This window comes from Jannaschia seosinensis, assembly GCF_001408515.1.
GTDB lineage: Bacteria > Pseudomonadota > Alphaproteobacteria > Rhodobacterales > Rhodobacteraceae > Jannaschia > Jannaschia seosinensis.
Genome location: NZ_CYPR01000185.1, coordinates 41,312 through 61,523, shown reverse-complemented (window position 1 = coordinate 61,523; position 20,212 = coordinate 41,312). Strand labels below are relative to the sequence as shown.

15 protein-coding genes are annotated in these 20,212 nt (G+C 66.2%); 6 read left to right on the top strand and 9 right to left on the bottom strand.

The genetic code is table 11. The features are described from left to right. Positions 1–132 precede the first annotated feature (132 nt). From uvrA to JSE7799_RS13855, 8 genes are all read right to left on the bottom strand, one after another. Positions 133–2,991 (bottom strand): excinuclease ABC subunit UvrA, encoded by a 2,859-nt coding sequence (uvrA, locus tag JSE7799_RS13885; protein ID WP_055664147.1) that lies wholly within the window; start codon positions 2,989–2,991, stop codon positions 133–135. A gap of 85 nt (positions 2,992–3,076) precedes the next feature. Then, positions 3,077–4,228, bottom strand: coding sequence for an MFS transporter (locus JSE7799_RS13880; protein ID WP_055664146.1), 1,152 nt, complete (start codon positions 4,226–4,228; stop codon positions 3,077–3,079). 7 nt (positions 4,229–4,235) lie between these two features. Further along, positions 4,236–4,364: a hypothetical protein gene (locus tag JSE7799_RS22050; protein WP_275934901.1), complete on the bottom strand. Its 129-nt coding sequence runs from the start codon at positions 4,362–4,364 to the stop codon at positions 4,236–4,238. Between the two features lie 79 nt (positions 4,365–4,443). Then, positions 4,444–5,838, bottom strand: coding sequence for a dihydrolipoyl dehydrogenase (lpdA, locus tag JSE7799_RS13875; RefSeq protein ID WP_055664145.1), 1,395 nt, complete (start codon positions 5,836–5,838; stop codon positions 4,444–4,446). Between the two features lie 84 nt (positions 5,839–5,922). Further along, a complete protein-coding gene (locus tag JSE7799_RS13870) occupies positions 5,923–6,507 on the bottom strand; it encodes a DUF924 family protein (RefSeq protein ID WP_055664144.1) in 585 nt (194 codons plus the stop codon). After that, on the bottom strand, positions 6,504–7,784 hold the full coding sequence (locus JSE7799_RS13865) for an MFS transporter (protein WP_055664143.1): 1,281 nt from the start codon (positions 7,782–7,784) through the stop codon (positions 6,504–6,506). Before JSE7799_RS13865 ends, JSE7799_RS13870 begins: the two co-directional genes overlap by 4 nt. Positions 7,785–8,164: 380 nt before the next feature. Next, a complete protein-coding gene (queA, locus tag JSE7799_RS13860) occupies positions 8,165–9,217 on the bottom strand; it encodes a tRNA preQ1(34) S-adenosylmethionine ribosyltransferase-isomerase QueA (protein WP_055664142.1) in 1,053 nt (350 codons plus the stop codon). A gap of 13 nt (positions 9,218–9,230) precedes the next feature. Beyond that, entirely contained in the window at positions 9,231–12,536 is a 3,306-nt protein-coding gene (locus JSE7799_RS13855) for a YhdP family protein (protein WP_055664141.1), read from the bottom strand. Positions 12,537–12,655: 119 nt separating this feature from the next. On the opposite strand from JSE7799_RS13855, the gene JSE7799_RS13850 reads away from it, so the two are divergent. The 6 genes from JSE7799_RS13850 to JSE7799_RS20615 all read left to right on the top strand — a co-directional run bounded on the left by JSE7799_RS13850 (position 12,656) and on the right by JSE7799_RS20615 (position 18,794). Further along, positions 12,656–13,147, top strand: coding sequence for a peroxiredoxin (locus JSE7799_RS13850; protein WP_055664140.1), 492 nt, complete (start codon positions 12,656–12,658; stop codon positions 13,145–13,147). 14 nt (positions 13,148–13,161) lie between these two features. Continuing rightward, on the top strand, positions 13,162–13,953 hold the full coding sequence (locus tag JSE7799_RS13845; RefSeq protein WP_055664139.1) for a ferritin-like domain-containing protein: 792 nt from the start codon (positions 13,162–13,164) through the stop codon (positions 13,951–13,953). A 197-nt stretch (positions 13,954–14,150) separates the two neighbouring features. Further along, entirely contained in the window at positions 14,151–15,479 is a 1,329-nt protein-coding gene (locus tag JSE7799_RS13840) for a M23 family metallopeptidase (RefSeq protein ID WP_055664138.1), read from the top strand. After that, positions 15,469–15,999: a bactofilin family protein gene (locus JSE7799_RS13835; protein ID WP_055664137.1), complete on the top strand. Its 531-nt coding sequence runs from the start codon at positions 15,469–15,471 to the stop codon at positions 15,997–15,999. Before JSE7799_RS13840 ends, JSE7799_RS13835 begins: the two co-directional genes overlap by 11 nt. A 93-nt stretch (positions 16,000–16,092) precedes the next feature. Next, complete coding sequence (locus JSE7799_RS13830) at positions 16,093–17,412, top strand: glycosyltransferase (protein WP_055664136.1); 1,320 nt, start codon at positions 16,093–16,095, stop codon at positions 17,410–17,412. A 731-nt stretch (positions 17,413–18,143) separates the two neighbouring features. Further along, the gene (locus tag JSE7799_RS20615) at positions 18,144–18,794 is read left to right on the top strand and encodes a VPLPA-CTERM sorting domain-containing protein (protein WP_144431718.1); all 651 of its coding nucleotides are present in this window, start codon (positions 18,144–18,146) and stop codon (positions 18,792–18,794) included. A gap of 193 nt (positions 18,795–18,987) precedes the next feature. On the opposite strand, the gene prfB is transcribed toward JSE7799_RS20615, so the two are convergent. Beyond that, positions 18,988–20,112: a peptide chain release factor 2 gene (gene prfB, locus JSE7799_RS13825; protein WP_055664135.1), complete on the bottom strand. Its 1,125-nt coding sequence runs from the start codon at positions 20,110–20,112 to the stop codon at positions 18,988–18,990. Positions 20,113–20,212 lie beyond the last annotated feature (100 nt).

Here is a 20,212-nt window from a genome sequence, read left to right as displayed (position 1 = left end):
TCGTCCGAACGGCCCAAGGGGCCCAAGAACGAGAAACCTCGACCTGTTCCGAGCAACCCACCGAACCGTCTAATCCCACCAACGCGTCAAGGATAACTCCACCCTCCTCGACGTACTGCCGGTCATCCGCGCCTACTCAGCCGCAACCTTGCGTGCCGCTAGCAGCGGCTTGAGGTATTGTCCGGTGTGGCTGTCTGGGATCTCGGCGATCTGCTCGGGCGTGCCCGTCGCGACCACCTCACCGCCCCCGTCTCCGCCTTCCGGCCCGATATCGATCACATGGTCGGCGGTCTTTACCACGTCGAGATTGTGTTCGATGACGACGACTGAATTCCCTTGATCCACCAGCTCGTGCAGCACTTCCAGAAGCTTGCGGACATCCTCGAAATGCAGGCCCGTCGTCGGCTCATCGAGAATGTAAAGCGTGCGCCCCGTCGAACGCTTCGATAACTCCTTCGACAGCTTGACCCGCTGCGCCTCGCCCCCCGACAGCGTCGTCGCCTGCTGGCCCACCTTGACGTAGCCGAGGCCGACGCGCATCAACGCATCCATCTTCTCGCGGATCGACGGCACCGCCTTGAAGAACTCCTGCGCATCCTCGACCGTCATGTCGAGAACGTCGGCGATGGACTTGCCCTTGAAGAGAACCTCCAGCGTCTCGCGGTTGTAGCGTTTTCCCTTGCACGTCTCGCACTCGACATAGACGTCGGGCAGGAAGTGCATCTCGATCTTGATGACGCCGTCGCCTTGGCAGGCTTCGCAACGGCCGCCCTTGACGTTGAAGCTGAAGCGGCCCGGCTTGTAGCCGCGCGCCTTCGACTCCGGAAGCCCGGCGAACCAGTCGCGGATCGGAGTGAACGCGCCGACATAGGTGGCCGGATTCGACCGCGGAGTGCGTCCGATTGGCCGCTGATCGATGTCGATGACCTTGTCGAGATGCTCCAGCCCCTTGACCGTCTCACACGGCGCAGGCGTCTGGCGCGCGCCGTTGAGCTTCATGGAGGCCGTCTTGAACAGCGTCTCGATCGTGAGCGTCGACTTACCGCCACCGGACACCCCGGTCACGGCAACGAACTTCCCCAGAGGATAGTCGACGGTGATGCCCTTGAGGTTGTTGCCAGTCGCCTTGACCACCTGAACCTTCTTCTTAGTGCCCTTCCGGCGCTTGTCCGGCACCCCGATCGCCTTGCGCCCCGCGAGGTAATCGCCGGTGACCGATGCGGGATTCGACTCCAGCTCCGGCGGCGTGCCGTGGGCGACGACCTTGCCGCCGTGAACACCCGCACCCGGCCCGATATCGAAAACGTAATCCGCCTCGCGGATCGCCTCCTCGTCATGCTCGACCACGATGACGGTGTTGCCTTGGTCGCGCAGGTTCTTGAGCGTCGTCAGCAGCCGGTCGTTATCACGCTGGTGCAGACCGATCGACGGCTCATCCAGCACATAAAGCACGCCCGTGAGACCGCTGCCGATCTGGGACGCCAGACGAATACGCTGACTCTCCCCGCCCGACAAAGTCCCGGCGTTCCGGCTCAAGGTCAGGTATTGCAGCCCGACATTGTTGAGAAAGCCCAGCCGCTCCCGAATCTCCTTGAGAATGGCGCGGGCGATCTCGTTGTTCTGGCGCGACAATTGCCCCGGCACCGCATCGCACCAAGCGAGCGCCTCGGCGATGGACATCTGCACGACCTCGCCCACATGCAGCTTGCCGATCTTGACGGCCAGCGCCTCGGGTCGCAGGCGGAAACCACCACAGGCGCCGCAAGGACGGCTGTTATGGAACCGCTCGAACTCCTCCCGCACCCAAGCGCTCTCGGTTTCGCGGTAGCGGCGCTCCATGTTCGGGATCACGCCCTCGAAGACGCGCGAAACCTCGTAGACGCGCCCGCCCTCGTCATAGCGGAACTTGATCTTCTCGCTGCCGGAGCCGCGCAGGAACACCTCCTGGATCTCCTCCGGCAGGTCCTTCCAAGCTGTCTTCTTGTCGAATTCGTAATGTGCGGCGATGGAGTCGATGGTCTGGAGAAAATACGGGGACTTGCCCTTGTTCCACGGCTCCAATGCGCCCTTGGCCAGCGAGACCGTCACGTCCGGCACGATCAGCCGCTCGTCGAAGAACAGCTCCGCCCCCAGTCCGTCACAGACAGGGCAGGCCCCGAAGGGTGCGTTGAAGGAAAACAGCCGCGGCTCGATTTCCGGGATGGTAAAGCCGGAAACGGGGCAGGCGAACTTTTCGGAGAAGGTGATCCGCTCGGATTCCCCCTCCTTCGGCGCAGTCTCCAGAATGGCGATGCCGTCGGCCAGATCGAGCGCGGTGCGGAAGCTGTCGGCCAGCCGCGTCTCCAGCCCTTCGCGCACCACGATGCGGTCGACGACCACGTCGATGTCATGGCGGAATTTCTTGTCGAGCTCGGGCGGGTTGTCGAGATCGTGAAATTCCCCGTCGACCTTCACCCGCTGGAATCCCTGCTTGCGCAGCTCCAGCATCTCCTTGCGATATTCGCCCTTGCGGTCGCGCACGATGGGCGCCAGCAGATAGCCGCGCATGCCCTCCTCCATCGCCATGACACGATCGACCATGTCCTGCACCTGCTGAGCGGTGATCGGCTCGCCGGTGGCGGGCGAATAGGGCGTGCCCGCGCGCGCAAAGAGCAGACGCATGTAATCGTAGATCTCGGTCACGGTGCCGACCGTGGAGCGCGGATTCTTCGACGTCGTTTTCTGCTCGATCGAAATTGCCGGCGAAAGACCGGAGATGTGATCCACGTCCGGCTTCTGCATCATGTCGAGGAACTGGCGCGCATAAGCCGAGAGGCTTTCGACGTAGCGGCGCTGCCCTTCGGCATAGATCGTGTCGAAGGCCAGCGACGATTTGCCCGACCCCGACAGACCGGTGATGACCACCAGCTTGTCGCGCGGAATGTCGACATCCACGCCCTTCAGGTTGTGCTCGCGCGCGCCGCGCACCTCGATGAACTTCTGATCGGCCATGCTGCCCCCGCGAAACTCTGACCATTCGACATAGGAAGGTCGGCCGCCGCTACAATCCGTAGCGGTCCGATTCCCGTGCGAACATTCAGCGAACGGGTAACATCTCCGACTTCTGTGCACCAGCCGCCCGTCGCCCCGCCCCCAAGGCCAGAACCAGACCCAGCAGCGCCGCCCCCGCAATGAGCCAGACAAGTCCCGCCGCTCCTGCGCGTGCGGCGACGAAGGCGAAAACCGGCGTCCCGGTCACCGTGCCCAGATTGCCGAGCTGCGCGATGGCTCCGGTCGCACGGGCGCGGTCGCGCGGCCCCACGTTCCAAGCCGCAATGGCCGCAAAGCTCGCCCCCGGAACCACCCCCATCGCCGCAAAACAGAACTCCGCTCCCAAGGGCAGGTTCAGCGCGATCGCGAGCGCGCCCGCCCCCGTCCCGGCATAGCCCATCGCGACGACGCGATGCGGCGGGAACCGGCGGCACAGTGCCCCTCCCACCAGCGTCGTCGTCAGCGTCACGAGCGGCAGCGATGTCGCCAACTCCGGGCGGCCCAGCGCACCGGGCAGGATCGCCACGCCAGCAACAAAGAGGAACGTGTAGCAGACGAAGCCGAGGCCGGGAGCCATGTACCGAATGCCGCCATAGATCTCCCGGTGCACGGCGACAGGATCAAGCGGCATCGGCGCCATCGCCACCCGCGGCACCCGCGACCACAGCGGAATGGCCAGCGCCAGAAGCGCCGCTCCGTGCAATCCGAGCAAAAGCGGCAGCCCACCGGCGGCGAGTATCCAAGGAAAGACCTGCGCCGACACACCCAGCGATGCGCCGAAGAAGACCGCCCAGAGCCCCATGACCAAGGATCTGTCGCGATCCGACGCCGCGGCCGCCATCAAGGGCGGCCCACCGACCACCAGCGCCAGATGGGCCAGCCCCTCGACCGCACGCGTCACGGCGAACAGGCCGAAGGAGGGCAACAAAGCCTGCAGGAGCGACAGCATTCCGCCCAGCAGCAGACCGACGAGAAAAGTCCGCCCCGGCCCGAATGCCGCCGCGACACCTCCCGCCATTGCCCCGAGGACCAGCCCGACGCCTCCCACGAGAGAGACGAGGAAGGCGACGTCCGTGGCCGGCCGCCCGAAAGCCGCCGCCGTCGCATCAAGGGTCAGCGCCACCTTGCCGAACTGCGCCGCCGCCAGCAGGCCGCCGGCGAAGACGAGCAGGACGAGGGACCAACGCGTACGTTCCATGTGGCTCTCAATGACCGATCAGCCGGATCCGTGCCATGGGTTTCGAACGAAGCGCCGGGAAGAGAAACCGGCGGATCGCGTTGCGCCCCCGGCCATCCAGCGAAGCGCCGCCCGAAACGTTGATCGGGCGGCGCATCAATTCTGGCAGGATCGAATTTACGACCGGCCGCGGCCGACCATCTCCTTCAAATTGCCACCGTCGGCCATGCGATGCCTCAGAAGTGGATCGCCCGGCCGTCCGCGTCGAGCACGCTCTCGTGCATCATCTCCGACAGGGTCGGGTGCGGGAACACCGTATGCGCCAGATCCTCCTCCGTGGTCTCAAGCTGGCGGCCCACAACATAGCCCTGGATCAGCTCCGTCACCTCGGCCCCGATCATGTGCGCCCCCAGAAGCTCCCCGGTGGACTTATCGAAGATCGTCTTGACCATGCCCTCCGGCTCACCCAGCGCGATGGCCTTGCCGTTGCCGATGAACGGGAAATGCCCGACCTTGATGTCGTGCCCCGCCTCACGGGCCTGCGCCTCGGTCAGGCCGACGCTCGCCACCTGCGGCTGGCAATAGGTGCAGCCGGCGATGCTTTCGGGCCGGACGGGGTGGACATCGTTGCGCCCGGAGATCAGCTCCGCCACCATGACGCCCTCATGCGACGCCTTGTGGGCAAGCCACGGTGCGCCGGCGAGATCGCCGATGGCATAGACACCCTCGACACCGGTCCGGCAATATTCGTCCACGATCACGTGCGACTTCTCGACCTTGATCCCGGCCTCCTCGAGGCCCAGCCCCTCGACGTTACCGACGATGCCGACGGCGGAGATGACGGTGTCGAACTCATGCTCCGCCTTCTTGCCGTTCGACTCGATCGTGGCGATCACCTTGTCCTTCTGACGGTCCAGCCCCTGCACGATCGCCTTTTGCAGGATCTTCATACCCTGCTTTTCGAACTGCTTCTTCGCAAATTTGGAGATTTCCTCGTCCTCGACGGGCAGGATGCGATCCATGACCTCCACCACCGTCGTCTCGGCGCCGAGGGTATTGTAGAAGCTTGCGAATTCGATCCCGATGGCGCCCGAGCCGATGACCAGCAGCTTCTTGGGCATGTGCGGAGGGACCAGGGCGTGCTTGTAATTCCAAACCCGCTCGCCATCGGCCTCCAGCCCCGGCAGGTTGCGCGCGCGGGCACCGGTTGCCAGCACGATGTTCTTGGCCTCGATCTCCTCGGTGCCCTTGTCGGTGGTGACGGTGACCTTGCCCTTCCCGGTAAGCTTCGCGTCGCCCATGATGGTCGTGACCTTGTTCTTCTTGAACAGGTGCCCGATCCCGCCCGAAAGCTGTTTGGCCACGCCGCGCGACCGCTTGACCACCGCATCGAGGTCGTAATCGATCCCGTCGGCCTTCAGCCCGAATTCCTTGGCGCGGTGCATCAGGTGGAACACCTCCGAAGAGCGCAGCATCGCCTTGGTCGGGATGCAGCCCCAGTTCAGACAGATCCCGCCAAGATGCTCCCGCTCCACGCAGGCGACCTTGAGGCCCAACTGAGCTGCGCGGATCGCGGCGACGTAGCCGCCGGGGCCTGCGCCGATGACGAGGACGTCGTAGGATTGGGCCATGGAGTTACCTCTCGCGTGCAATAGTTCGACATCGAACTAACGTGCGAAACGACGCGGGGGAAGAGTGTGCGGCGCTGGGCCGCTTCAGGCGCCGCGCAGATGCCGCACTTCCGCGCCATATCCGCCGGCCTCGAGCCATGCCCGCTCTGCCGTGCTGGTGCCGCGCCCGAGCGCGTCGTTGCGAAACGGAAACCGCCCGAACCGCCGGATGATCGACCGATGTGCACGGGCGTGAAGCGCGAGTTCGGAGTCGTTCATGCGCCGCAAGATCAGATGCAGGGCGTAATCCTGATCCGCCATCCGCTCCGAATGCTCGAACGGAAGGTAGAAGAACTGCCGCTCTGGCGTGCCTGTAGAGCGGTCAAAGCCGGCATCAATCGCGGCCCGCGCCGCGCCGCGCGCGAGCCGGTCGGTGGAAAAGGCCCGGCCCTCGCCGCGGAACATGTTGCGCGGGAACTGGTCGGTGAGGATGCAGAAGGCGAGCGCGCCGCGCGGCGTCGCCTGCCAACGGTCGAGCCCTCCCGCCCGGGCCGCACGCCATGGTGCGGCGAACCGGGCGCGGATTTCCGCATCGAGCGCATCGCTGCCGTTGTACCACCCCCCCGGCCCGACCTCCTCGACCCAAAACCGGATCACGTGTTCGGGGTGCCAGTTCGTGCCATGCCTCATTCCGCAGCCACCTTCGCCTCCGCCTCCGCGGCGGCCTCCTCGGAGGAATGCTCGTATTCCTCCGCATAGGTTTCCATCGTGACCGGCGTGATCGTCAACGGCGAGACGGCGATGTAGGCGCCGGTCTCGTCCGTGCTCTGCGCCGCACGCTGGAAGGTCCGCCAGAACGCGTAGAGCGCGAGGGCGATCATCAGCACGCCGATGAAGACGAAGAAGCCACCTGCGCCCATGACGCCCATCAGCCAACCCGTCAACAACGGGCCTCCGATGGCGCCGAGACCATTGACGAAGAGCAGCCGGGCCGAAGCCGAGGCCATGTCGTCGGCTTCGAGATAATCGTTCGTATAGGCCAGAAGCAGCGCGTAGAGCGGATTGGCCATTCCCCCGATTACGAAAGCCGCGACCATGAGGCCCGTCGTCCCGCCGATCCCGGTCAGGCCAAGCCCGCAGCCCGCCGCGCCCAAGACAGAGCCGACGATCACCATCTTGCGTCGATCCAGCCGATCCGATGCCCATCCGATCGGATATTGCAGCACCAGCCCGCCGAAATACACCGCCGACACGAAGAGCGCGATCTGCGCCGGCGTCAGTTGCGCCGCGGCACCGAACACACCCGCCATGCCGAAGATCGCCGAAAACACCGCCCCCAGCAGGAAGACCCCCACGAAGCCGAGCGGTGACGTGTTGTAAAGCTTGCGGAAGGACATCGGCTTTGACGTGGCAAACGGCGGCACCGGCGTCGCCGAGAGAAGGATTGGCGCGAAGGCCAGGCTGACCAGAACCGACACGATCACGAACAGGAGGTAATCGTCCGCATCGCCCCAGGCAAAGATCGCCTGTGCGACGACGATGCCAACCATCTGCGCGATGAGATAGAGCGAAAGCGCCCGCCCCCGCGTCTCGTTCGTGGTCGTGTTGTTAAGCCAGCTTTCGCTGACGATGTAGACGCCGCAAAAGCAAAATCCGAGCAGCAGACGCAGCCCAACCCAGGCCACGGGATGCGTCAGCGCCGGATAGAGGATGAGCCCCGCCGAGGCGAGCGAGCCGAGCGCCGCGAAGACACGGACATGCCCCACCTTGCGGATCAGGTCGGGAACGAACTGAGATCCCAGCAGGAAGCCCGCAAAATAGGCTGACATGACGATCGACATCGCGCCGGTGGAGAATCCCTCCAGCGCGCCACGAACACCCAGCAGCGTGCCCTGAATGCCGTTGCCGATCATCAGCAGCGTAATGCCGATGAGCAGCGCCCAGGAATTGCGAATAACGATGAGCATCGAGGCCTCTGGATGCGACGGAATTTCGCCTGCGCCTACGCTCGCGCAGGGGGGCGCGTCCATGGCGAAAATGCGCTGCGAACACGCAAAAGCGGCACCGCGCCGAAGCGGCCTTCAAACGGCCGTTCCGCGTTGTGCCCGGTCGGTGTTCGGTGCGTTATGTTTGCCGTCGGGGAAGGGTTAACGCAAGTTAAAACGATGCAATCCCGGCCGCGATCCTGCCATTCCGGCAAAGCCACGGATTAGGACGAGCTAATCTCCCTTCGCAAGACCGCTGCAGCAGGGTGATCTGCAGGATGATTCGCCCAATGCCAGACCGCATGCGCACTGCACCCGCCGGAACAAACCCCGCACTCGTCGACGTGGCGCAAGTCGCGCGATCAGCCGCGAGGCAACAGAAGCGACGCATCCCCGTAGCTGAAGAACCGATAACCCGCGCGCACGGCATGATCGTAGATCTTCAGAATGTGATCCTGCCCCATCAACGCCGAAACCAGCATCAGAAGCGTGCTCTGCGGCAGGTGGAAATTGGTCATCAGCCCGTCGGTGACGCGGAAGTCGAAACCGGGATAGATGAAGATGTCGGTCTCCCCCCGGAACGGCGCGATCGCACCTCCGCGGGCCGCCGTCTCGATCAGGCGCAGCGCGGTCGTGCCGACCGGAATCACCCGGCCGCCCGCCGCGCGGGTCCGGGCGATGGCTTCCGCGGCCTCGAGGGTGACCTCGCCCCACTCGGCATGCATCCGGTGAGTCGTCACGTCCTCCACCTTGACCGGAAGGAACGTCCCTGCCCCGACGTGCAGCGTGACTTCGGTGAAATCGACACCGTGAGTTCTCAACTCTTCGAGCAGCGGCGCATCGAAGTGCAGGCTGGCCGTCGGGGCCGCCACGGCACCCGCATGACGCGCCCAGATCGTCTGGTAATCGTCACGGTCCGCCGCGTCGGGCGCGCGTTTGGCCGCGATATACGGCGGGAGCGGCATCTGGCCGGCCACCTGCAGAACCTCCTGCAGATCCTTGCCGCCGCTATCGAAGGCGAGCGCGACATCGGTCCCGCCCTTCTCCGTCACCCGCGCCGTCAGTCCGGCGGCGAATTCGATCCGGTCCCCCGTCCGCATCTTCCTCAGCGGCCGGCCGAGCGCGCGCCACGTTCCGTCCGCCTGCGGCGCGGTCAGGGTCATCTCGACTCGTGCACGGCCCGACCCGTCGCGCGTCTCGCGCACCCGCTCCCCCTCGAGGCGCGCGGGAATGACCCTCGTGTCGTTCAGCACCAAACGGTCGCCCGGCCGCAGCCAACGCGTCAGATCCGTCACCCGCGCATCCGTGATCGCATCGCCGTCGGACACCAGAAGCCGCGCGGAGGAGCGGGGCCGCGCGGGTCGCGTGGCGATCAGCTCCTCGGGGAGATCGAAATCAAAATCGGACAGCTTCATGCCCCGCCCCCTATCAGGCTGGAGGCGGGCGGCGGAAGATCTCTCGAAATGCGCCCGGCGTCAGGATCGACAGCGGGTTAACCGCGACCGACGGGTCCGACGCGGGGCCGGTCAGGCGGTAAGTGAAGCCAAACAGGCCTTCGTTGCGCTGTCCGAACAGCGCCCCGAACAGCCCGTTGACGAGGTAGATCGGCGAGATGACCCCCTGCATGTCAAGCCGCTTCGTCCCGATGTCGTAGACCCCGTCGGCGGTGATCGACATGGACGGACCGACGGCGCTGGCCTCGCGCACGAGAATGTCGTCGGGCCGCAGAAAGAAATCGCTCTCGACGGTCTGGAAAAAGAGCCCCTCACCCGTAAGCTGCTCCAGAATGCCGACGACCGACAGCGCCTGCAGCAGCGAGGCGAGGGCCGGGGCGTTGCGGACCGACAATTCGGCGATACGCACCCCGCCACGGTACACGCCCGTCTGCCCCGTCGGGCGAAGCGTCAGGATGAGCCGGCCACCGTGGGCATCCTCGAACAATCCCGCAGATCGCAGAACCCCGCCCGCATCGTCGCCACGCACCTGCACGGCCGTTCCGGCGCCGTCGGGCGCGATGACACCCGCCACCGGCGTTCCGCCGTTGAGGCGCCCGGTGAACTCGCCCGAACCGTCGCGCAGGGTCGCGCGCAGATCTGTCAGCGCGATCCCCTCGGTGATCGTCAGACGATCGAGCGCCACGGAGAGCGGCGCGCTGTCGCCGCCACCACCGCCCTCGCCGCGCAGCAGCGCCTGACGCAGATCGGCCTCTCCGCCACGGATGGAGATGGCTGGGGCCACGCCCGTCCCGCGCCCCTCCAGCACGACAGCGCCGCGAAACCACCCGGTTTCGACTCGGTCGAAGCGCGCGGTCGCAAGCCCGCCCCCGGACCGCAGGGTGACGCGCCCAGCCGCGTCGAGACCCCGCGCATCGAGCGTCACCGACGGAATTTCCGGCGTGTCGCTCAGAATCGCCTCGACGCCGAGCGTCGCGGCGGCGGCGCGCGGCTTGGTCCAGGATATCGCCGGCAGCGCGACCGAAAGGCCGCGCAGATCGCTCTCGATGCGAAGACGCGGCGGGCTTCCCCGCGCCAGCTCGACTTCGATGCTCGCCTCCGTCGCACCCGACAACTCGAATGCATCAAGCGCGACGCCCAGACGCGACAGGCCCTCGGGATCCACCCGCGCAACGCCGGTCACGCGTCCGGGCGGCGGGGCGATTGCGGGCTCAGGCGGCGCGTCCGGGTCGAGGGGCACGGTCGCCGGCGGCGGCAGGGGCTGCGCCCAGCGGCCGGTGAACGGTACACCTTCGAGCGTCAGATCGCCCGCGATCTCCACCAGCTCGGGCGAGCCGGAAAGGCGCAGGTCGCGCCCCGCCAGAAGGCGTCCCGGAACGATCTCGTCGCTTACCGCACGGATCAGGCGGGCATCCACCTCCCACACGATGTCGACGGGCGCATTGTCGGGACGCAGCGGCAGGCGGACGGAGACCCGGGCGTCGGCCTGCCCCCGCGCGAGATCCCGCGTGCGGTCGAGCCGCTCCAGCAGGCGAAAGGGCGGATTGTCGAGCAGGGTGAGCATGTCGCCAATCTCACCCCGCGCGGCGAGGTCCAGCTCCCCTTCGGCGGGGCGGGCGGCGGCGTCGGGAATGACGAAGACCGTTCCCGCCACGTCGATCTCTCCGGCACCCGTTCCGTCGGGGCCCTGCGCGGGCACCGTCCCGCGGTCCACCCGCAGCGTCAGGCGGTTGTCATCGAGTTGCGCGAAGCCCGAGACGTCATTCGCCGGCGGCATGTCGCGCATGTACCGAAAGCGGGCCCGCTCAATGCCGAAGCTCGCCAGAACCTCCGGCTCCTCGCCGGGGCGCAGCCGGGCGAGACCGGTCGCATCCACCGCCGTCCCCTCGAGGATGTTGGTCGTGAACCAGTCCCGTGAGCGCGGCAGCAGGTCCGGCGGCCACAGCGCCACAAGCTGGTCGAGATCCATGCGCGGAACTGCCAGGCGCAGCGTGCCAGCAATTCCCTCGGGCGGATAGGACAGGCGCCCGGACAGGCGCACGGTGCCGGACGGGCCGGTCAACATGGCCTGACCAATCCGCAGGCCCAGATCGTCCTGCGTGATGCGCGCCTCGATCACACCTTCGTCGAAGGCGACCCGGCGGTCGAACATCCCCTCGGGGTCGAGGACAGTCGGCCCGAGGCGAAGTTGCACCACGATCGGCCCGGTCGGACCCTCCTCGAGCAGGACCTGCCCCGACGCCTCGGCCTGGACGTCGTCGGCGGACGCGGCGATCTCGGTCAGGCCGATCCGATCCGCTCCGGGAACCCAGTCGAAGGCCACCACCGCCCGGTCGAGCGCGAGCGCCGGGCGGTCCGTCATCGCGCCGTCGCGCAGTTCCAGCCGTCCGATCAGGGGGCCCGGCGCACCGTTCTCGGAGAGGGTCATCGCGGCGGTCGCGCCGATCTCGCCGCGCACGAGCGACAGGGCCGGAACGTTGGGCAGCGCTTCGGCCAGACCGGCGACCGAGACGCCCTCGACCGCAAGCCGCGCCTGTGCGCCTCCGCCACCGCGACCGCCATTTCGGGAGAGAGTCACCCGCGCCGCCGCGTCGCGCCCCGCAAAGGGCAGCGCGAAAGCCAGCGACAGACGCGCCGCGTCCCCCTCGCGCCGCCATTCGAGCGCACCGTCAGAGACACGCTGCGCAAGCCCTGTCACCTCATCGCGAAAGGAAACCTCGACGCCGGTGACATCGACTTCGGCCAGCTCGGCGATGATCGGGGCGGCCAGCGCGGCGTCGAGTGTCTCCAGCGCCTCTTCCCAATTCGAAGGCAACGCGCCGCCGCCCGACCCGAAAGCCAGCGACAGACGCCCCTCCGCATCGCGCGACACATCGACCGCAAGCCCGTCGACGGCCACCTGCCGGGGCCGCAGCCGCCCGCGGAGCATCGCCATCCCGTCAAGCGCGACCTGCGCCTCGGGCAGGCGGGCGATGTCGATGGTCTCCTCCGCCATATTCTGCGTCAGCCGCGCATTGCGCAGGCGCAGGCGCAACGCGTGTTCCTCGAGATCGTAGGCCAGCGCGACCTGTCCCAGCGACACCGCCTGACCCGCCATGCCTCGCGACAGGCGCTGCTCCACCCGCGCGACCGCCCAATCGGGCAGCGCGATCGGCCCGCGCGTCAGGCGCCAGCCGGTACCAATCGCAAGACCCACGACGACGATCAACAGCCAGATCAGCGCCCCCGCGACGCGGCGGCGCCTGCGGCGGGCGCGCGCTGGCGGGGCGGGATCGGACATGGACGGGCGTCGTGATCGTTCGGGTGGACGGGAAACGGGCCAAGCTTCGGCCCCGTTTACCTTGACCGTTAAGCCTGTGGGTTCCAAGACCCCACTCACGTCAATCCGGAGGCACCGCCATGACCACCCAGACCGATAACCCTGTCAAAGCAGGCGATCCCGCCCCCGATTTCACCCTTCCCGCGGGCGCGGGCGCGGGCACCGGCGGCGAAGTGTCGCTGTCGGCGCTGCGCGGCAAGACGGTCGTGCTGTACTTCTATCCCAAAGACGACACGCCGGGCTGCACCAAGCAGGGCATCGCCTTCTCCGAAGCCGCAGATGCCTTCGCCGCGGCCGGCGCGGTGATCGTGGGCGTCTCCAAGGACAGCGTCGTCAAGCACGACAAGTTCGCCGCCAAGCATGGGTTGAACCTCATCCTCGCCTCGGACGAGGACGGAACCACCTGCGAGGATTACGGCGTCTGGGTCGAGAAGAACATGTACGGCAAGACCTTCATGGGGATCGAGCGCACGACCTTTCTGATCGACCCACAAGGCATCGTGCAGCAGGTCTGGGGCAAGGTGAAGGTGCCCGGCCATATCGAAGAGGTTCTCGGGGCCGTGTCATCGTGACGACCCTGTCGGCCATGGCGGTGGAGGTGCTCGGCACCCCCGATCCGCGCGAGAAGGCGGCCCTGTCCCGCCGCCACGCCGATGCCTGGCGTGCGGCGCGGGAGGTGGGGACGCCCCTGCCCGTCGGTCACGCCGCGCCCCCGGACCGTCCCGCACGCCCCGATCGGCCGGAGCTGAAGAACCCGCGCGACGTGCCGCGCCGCCGCCCCGGCTCGCCGGAAGGACGGCGCGCGCTGCTTCATGCCGTCGCGCATATCGAGCTCAACGCCGTCGATCTGCACTGGGACGTGATCGCGCGGTTCACCGATACGCCGCTTCCGATGGGGTTCTACGATGATTGGGTGCAGGCCGCCGATGACGAGGCCAAGCATTTCGGCCTGATGGCCGACTGCCTGGAGGCCGCGGGATCGCATTATGGCGCCCTCCCCGCCCATGCCGGCATGTGGCGCGCCGCCGAAGACACCGCCGCCGATCTCATGGCCCGGCTCGCGGTGGTGCCGATGGTGCTGGAGGCGCGCGGCCTCGACGTGACGCCGGGCATGATCGAGATCTTTCGTCGGGCAAAAGAGGACGACGCCGTCGCGGCGCTCGAGATCATTTCCGCCGAGGAAGTCGCGCACGTGGCCTACGGCTCGAAATGGTTCCACTTCCTGTGCGGCCGCCATGACCTCGACCCGAAGGACGTCTTCCACGATCTCGTTCGGCGCCATTTCCACGGACCGCTGAAACCGCCCTTTGACGAAGCGCGCCGCGCCGAGGCCGGATTGCCGCCGGATTTCTACTGGCCGCTGACCGAGAATGCCTGACGGGGACCCAGCGGCATCAGGCGAGAATCTGCCGTGCCGATGGGGCTTCGGGCGGACGCGGTTGCTTCAAACATTCGTGAAACCTAGAAGCCGCACAGAAGCGAGATCGCCGGAAAACGGCGGCCGTCGAGGGTAGAACACCCCGCAGGCCATGCCGCACACGGGCGGCCTCGCTCAGGCAGATACGGGGAACGGACGTGAAGCGACGCCTGTCGGACAAGATCAACGCGCGGCTCGAACGGCATCTGCCGGAACAGCGGCTGTTCATGAAATCCGAACAGGGAACGCGCTTCGTCCGTCTGCGGCCGCTGATGCAGGCCGGTGTTCTGGCGGGTGGGGCGCTGTTTCTGGGCTGGACGGTCGTGGTGACATCATTCTTCCTGATCGGAACGATCTCCTCCGGCTCGAGCCGCGACCAGACCGCGCGCGCCTACACCGCCTACGAGACCCGCCTTGCCGCCATCTCGGAGGAGCGAGACAGCCGCACCGCCGAGGCGGAGCAGGCGTTGAACCGGTTCTACGCGGCCCTCGACGAGGTCTCGAAGATGCAGAGCACCGTTCTGGCCGCCGAGCAGCGGGTGCGCGAGCTCGAGACCGGCATCGAGGTGATCCAGCGCACGCTGCGCCGCACGGTGAGCGAGCGTAACGAGGCCCGCGACGAGGTCCAGACACTCATGGCGCGCATCGAGGATGCGCCCGAGGCCGCCGCGCAGGCCGAGCGGCTGGCCGCCGACCGGTCGACCACGGCACTGGCGCTCGCCGACGCGCTCGACGCCACGGCGCTCGAGCGGGACGAGGCGCGGGTCGTGGCCGAAGGCGCGGATGCCGAGATCGCCCGGATGGAGACGATGGCGGAGGTTGTGGCCGAGCGGAACGATCGCATCTTCACCCGGCTGGAGGAGGCGCTGGAGACCTCGCTCGCGCCGCTGGACAAGGTGTTCAGCCGTGCCGGCATCTCGTCGGACGCGCTGCTCAGTTCCGTGCGCAGCGGCTATTCCGGCCAGGGCGGCCCCCTCGAGCCGGTCGTGATCTCCACGCGCGGCGGCAGCGCGATCCCGGATATCGAGACGGAACGCGCGAACCGCATTCTCGACAAGCTCGACGAGGTCGACGCCTACCGCCTCGCCGCCGAGACCATTCCGCTGGCGCATCCGCTCCGCTCCGCGCATCGCCGCACCTCCGGCTTCGGCCCGCGCTGGGGCCGGATGCATTCGGGCATGGACTTCGCCGCGGGTCGGGACACCCCGATCCACACCACGGCCGATGGCGTGGTCACGTTCGCGGGCTGGCAATCGGGCTACGGCAAGCTGGTCAAGATCCGGCACGCGCTCGGCTTCGAGACGCGTTACGCCCATCTCAACACCATCGGCGTCAAGGTCGGCCAAAGGGTCTCGCGCGGGGACACCTTAGGTGGTATGGGAACGACCGGACGGTCGACCGGCGTACACCTGCACTACGAGGTTCGTCGCGGCGGTCAGGCCTTGAACCCGAACACCTTCTTAAGCGCAGGTCAGGATGTTTTCTAAATCGAAGATGAACCAGCCGAGCGACAGCTCCGGCGACAAGTCCCCCTCCTCGGGGTCGCAGGCGTCGCCCAACCCGCCCTCCAAGCCGACCGCGCTGGAACTTGGGGCCGGGGCCTCCGCGATGAAGCAGAAGGTGCCGCCATCAATCCTGTCCTCGGACCTCGTGGTGAAGGGCGACTTGAAATGCGCGGGCGACATCCAGATCGAGGGTGAGGTCGAGGGCAATATCGAGGCGCACCTGCTGACCGTGGGCGAAGGCGCCACCGTACGCGGCGAATGCGTCGCGGACGATATCGTCGTCAACGGACGCGTCATCGGGCGGGTGCGGGGCCTGAAGGTCCGCCTGACCTCGACCGCACGCGTCGAGGGCGACATCATCCACAAGACCATCGCCATCGAGTCGGGCGCCCATTTCGAGGGTGCGGTGCAACGTCAGGACGATCCGCTCGGCTCGAGCAGCCGGTCGCAGGCGCCGCAGGCCAATGCCCAGCCGCGACCGACCGCCGATCAGCAAGGCTGACGCTCCGGCGCCCCGACACGAATGACGAATGACAGCAAAACCCCGCCCCTCCAATGGAGCGGGGTTTCGCGTCTTCCGGGGCTGGAGGGACGCATGCCCCGGTCCCGTCGCCGGGCCATCGTCCTCACGGCACTCGGCTCCCTCGGCGATCTCTTCCCCGTTTTATCGGTCGCGCGTGCGCTCGAAAAGACGGGCGTGGAATGCCGTCTCGCCCTGCCCCCGGACAATTGCGACATGGCGCGCCGCTGGGGCCTGCCGGCGGTGCCCGTCGGACCCACGCAGGCGGAGGTGTGCGAGAGGCTGAACCTGTCTCCGGACGAGGTTGCCGCATCGATCTTCCGCGACCCGTCGCCCATGCTGAACCGCGTGATGATCCCGATGCTGCCGCAGCTTGTGGCGCAGTTCGGCGAGTTGGCCCAAGGCGCGGCCTGCATCGCGGGGACGAGTTTCGCGCTCCATGCCCCTCTCGCGGCGGAACGCGCGGGCTTGCCTTTCGTGCCGCTGATCCTGCAACCGATGATGCTGCTCTCCGCCACCGACGGCCCGACCGGCCGGAACCTGGGACCGGTCATCCACAGCCCGCAAAGCCGGACGGGGCGCGCCTGGAACCGCTTTTACCTAGCCATCGGGCGCCAAGTGCTGAAGCACCGCCACGCGGGCCCGCTCCGACGGGTGCGGGCCGATCTGGACCTGCCCCCTCACCGGGGCACGCCGCTGATCGATCCCGGCAACCCTGATGTGCCGCTGCGCCTCGGCCTGTGGTCGCACACATTCGCACAACGGCCCGCCGACGCGCCGCCGGAGTTGCGGGTCACGGGCTTTCCGCCGGCGCCTGACGGAGACTTGACGCATGACGTCCGGACTTGGCTTGACGCAGGCCCGCCGCCTCTGGTGGTGACGCTGGGCAGCATTGCACAAGGCCAAGGGGGCGTCCGCTTCTGGGAAGAGGCCGTGCGTCTGGCTCGCGCGATGGGGCTTCGTGCCGTCCTGCTGCACGGACAGGTTCCGGTCCCGAAGGGCGACGACCTTCTTCCCTTATCGTATGCAGCGCATGCCCCGCTCTTCCCACGCGCGGCGGCCGTCATCCACCATGGCGGCATCGGCACCACGGCCGAGGCGGTGCGCGCGGGGCGCCCGCAACTCGTCTGCCCCGTCGGAGGAGATCAGCCGGACAATGCCGCACGTCTCGTATTGCTGAAGGTTGCCGCGACGATCCCGGTGCGGAGGTTCACGGCGGAACGCGGGATGGCGGCGCTGAGGATCCTGCTCGACCAGTTCGACTATGCTCATGCCGCGGAGGTGGCGGAGCAGGTCGGAGAGGAGGACGGCGCGGCCGTCGCGGCGCGCCTTCTTGAGTCGGTCGCCAGATCAGACAGACCGGCTTCCGCGGACCCCGAAGTCAGTAAAAGTTAATAATCCATTAACAAACTGGTAGGAACCGGGGTGCGGTTGCGGATATGCTTTGCCTGTCCAACGGCAGCAGATCAGCGGAGCAACCTATGCAGAGCGGATTCTTGGATTCCTGCGCGGATGATCACTGGCGATGCGGCCGCCACCATTTGCAGTGTCGCTGCGCCTCCGCCGAAGCATCCGGTTCGGCCATGCCGACGTGACGGGAATATCAGTCAGTCCTCAGCGGCCGCGGTGCGGTGCGCGTTTCGACGTTACGACCGTAATGTCAGCCTCCGCCCTCTGCCCTAAATCTTCCAGACGGCAGGCCGAACCGCGGAGGGGGGCGTACACGCGTCGCAAGCCGCAGAAGCGCGAACCGTTCAGCCAACAACTAATCCGGTCGGCAGCGCCTTCGGGCATGCCACCACCTTCGAGATCTGCGGCGCTGCGAAAGCGGCGCGGATGATCGGCGCAATCAAGGAGCACCGCGCCATTAAGAGCCACTTCTTTTAAATCTTACAGCAAGGTACGACCAATGAGACGTTTTTCGACATGGTTTTTTTATTTCATTGCATCGCTCTGGGTCGCCACGGCAGCCTCGGCCTCGACGCAGACATTCGAGTTTGATCTAACAGGCTGCTGAAAAAGGAAATGGACCTCGACGAACTGCATCAGCCGTCTCGAAGGGATGACAAGATATTGTGCGCAGGCGCTTCCAAAACCGATATGATGTGTCGTCGTAGGAGTCGAAGATGGGCACTCAAGACTTTTTCAGCAGCCTGCTAAAGCTCACGCCAACAAAGTTGCGCATGTATGATGCGACATATTTTTCTCTAGCCCCGTATGCTTCCGTTCCAGCTGGTGTATCCCTGGAAGGCGATTGTTGGGGAGGATCAGGAGATCTGCGCTGCGATTCCAGTGCGTTGCCGACACGAAATCTAATCGAGCTTTCACGCTTGCTAGATGCGCCCATAGAGGCTCCGTTCGAGACAGGCGCCCTTCGTGGCCGGATTGAACTTAGTGTTGGCGCGCCGGTCGGTTGCGGCGGAAACTTAAGCAATTTTCTGTGGTTCTGTGGCCAAACTCTGCTGGCTCCCGGCGACTGGAACGGAGTTTTTGATAACACTTGGGTCTTTGGCACCGCTTCCGCGACAGATTTCAACATTGAGGCTACAGATATGTACAATTGGTCTCAGGGCTTATCTAATAATCGGGCGGGTTTTGCAACAGATTGGCCAGACAGCCTTACCTTGGCCGGTATGAAATTCGACAGCATGACCGGGTACTACATTGAATACGATGTCGAAATCGTCCCGACGCCGCTGCCGGCCGGTCTTCCCCTGTTGATGGGCGGGCTTGCGGCATTCGCCGGTTTCCGCCGCTGGGGCAGCCGTCGCGCCTGATCTTCGGGGGCGGTGGAAGCACCGCCCCTGAACGCTTCCCGAATGGCATTGAACGCAATCGTCACAGCCGTTCGGGAAGCACCTGAGCCACGCGACAAGAGTCGTAAGCTTCTCACGGAGATCAACTCAAGCTGATCCAAGTAAGCTGACTGCCCCGACCACGCCACGCAATCACGCACCCAAGAGCCGCGCCTCAGGTCTCCGAGGTCGCGTCCGCCCGGCTCTTGCCGCTCGCATCGGAGGCCAGTACGCTCGCCATCACACCATCGAGATCGCCATCCAGCACGCCGCCGGTATCGGACGTCTCGAAGCCCGTGCGCAGATCCTTCACCATCTGGTAAGGTTGCAGCACGTAGGACCGGATCTGATTGCCCCATCCGGCATCGCCCTTGGCCTCGTGCGCGGCGTTGATCTCGGCGTGCCGGCGGTCAAGCTCCATCTGGTAGAGCCGGGATTTCAGCGCCTTCATCGCGATGTCGCGGTTCTGGTGCTGCGACTTCTCGGACGACGTCACGACGATTCCGGTCGGGGCGTGCGTGATCCGAACCGCCGAGTCGGTCGTGTTGACGTGCTGTCCGCCCGCCCCGGATGAGCGGTAGGTGTCGATGCGGATATCCGAGGGGCTCACCTCGATCTCGATGTTGTCATCCACCACAGGATAGACCCAGACCGACGCGAACGATGTCTCACGAGTGCCCTTGCCGAAAGGCGAGATGCGCACCAGCCGGTGCACGCCGCTCTCCGACTTGAGCCAACCATAGGCGTTCTTGCCGCTAATCTTGTAGACGGCGGACTTGATGCCCGCCTCGCCCCCGGCCTCCTGGGACTGCAGATCGACATCGAAGCCGCGCTTGCCGGCCCAGCGGACATACATGCGCTGAAGCATCTCGGCCCAGTCGCAGGCTTCCGTGCCGCCGGCGCCCGCATTGATCTCGAGGAAGGTATCGTTTCCGTCCGCCTCACCGTCGAGCAGGGCGTCCAGCTCCTTTTCCGCCGCAACGTCCACGAGACGGGCAAGCGCGGCCTCGGCCTCGGTGACCACCTCGGCATCGCCCTCCGCCTCGCCCAACTCGATCATCTCGAAATTGTCGCGGGTCTCGCGCTCCAGCGTCTCGATGGCCTCGATCCCGTCCTTGAGCGCCTGCCGGTCACGCATGAGCTTCTGCGCGCGCGCGGGATCGTCCCAGAGGGTGGGATCCTCGATCATCGCATCGAATTCCTCCATCCGATGCGCGGCCGTTTCCCAGTCGAGGCGGCGCTTGAGAAGCGCCACCGACTTTTCGATGGACTCGACGTTGTTCTGGACTTCTGCGCGCAAGGGATCACCGTGACGTTCTGGGGTCGTTCAGTGACCTAAACCCTGTACAGATGTACGGCAAGGTGGCCGCCCACGGATCCTGTTCCGGGTTCCATGCGTT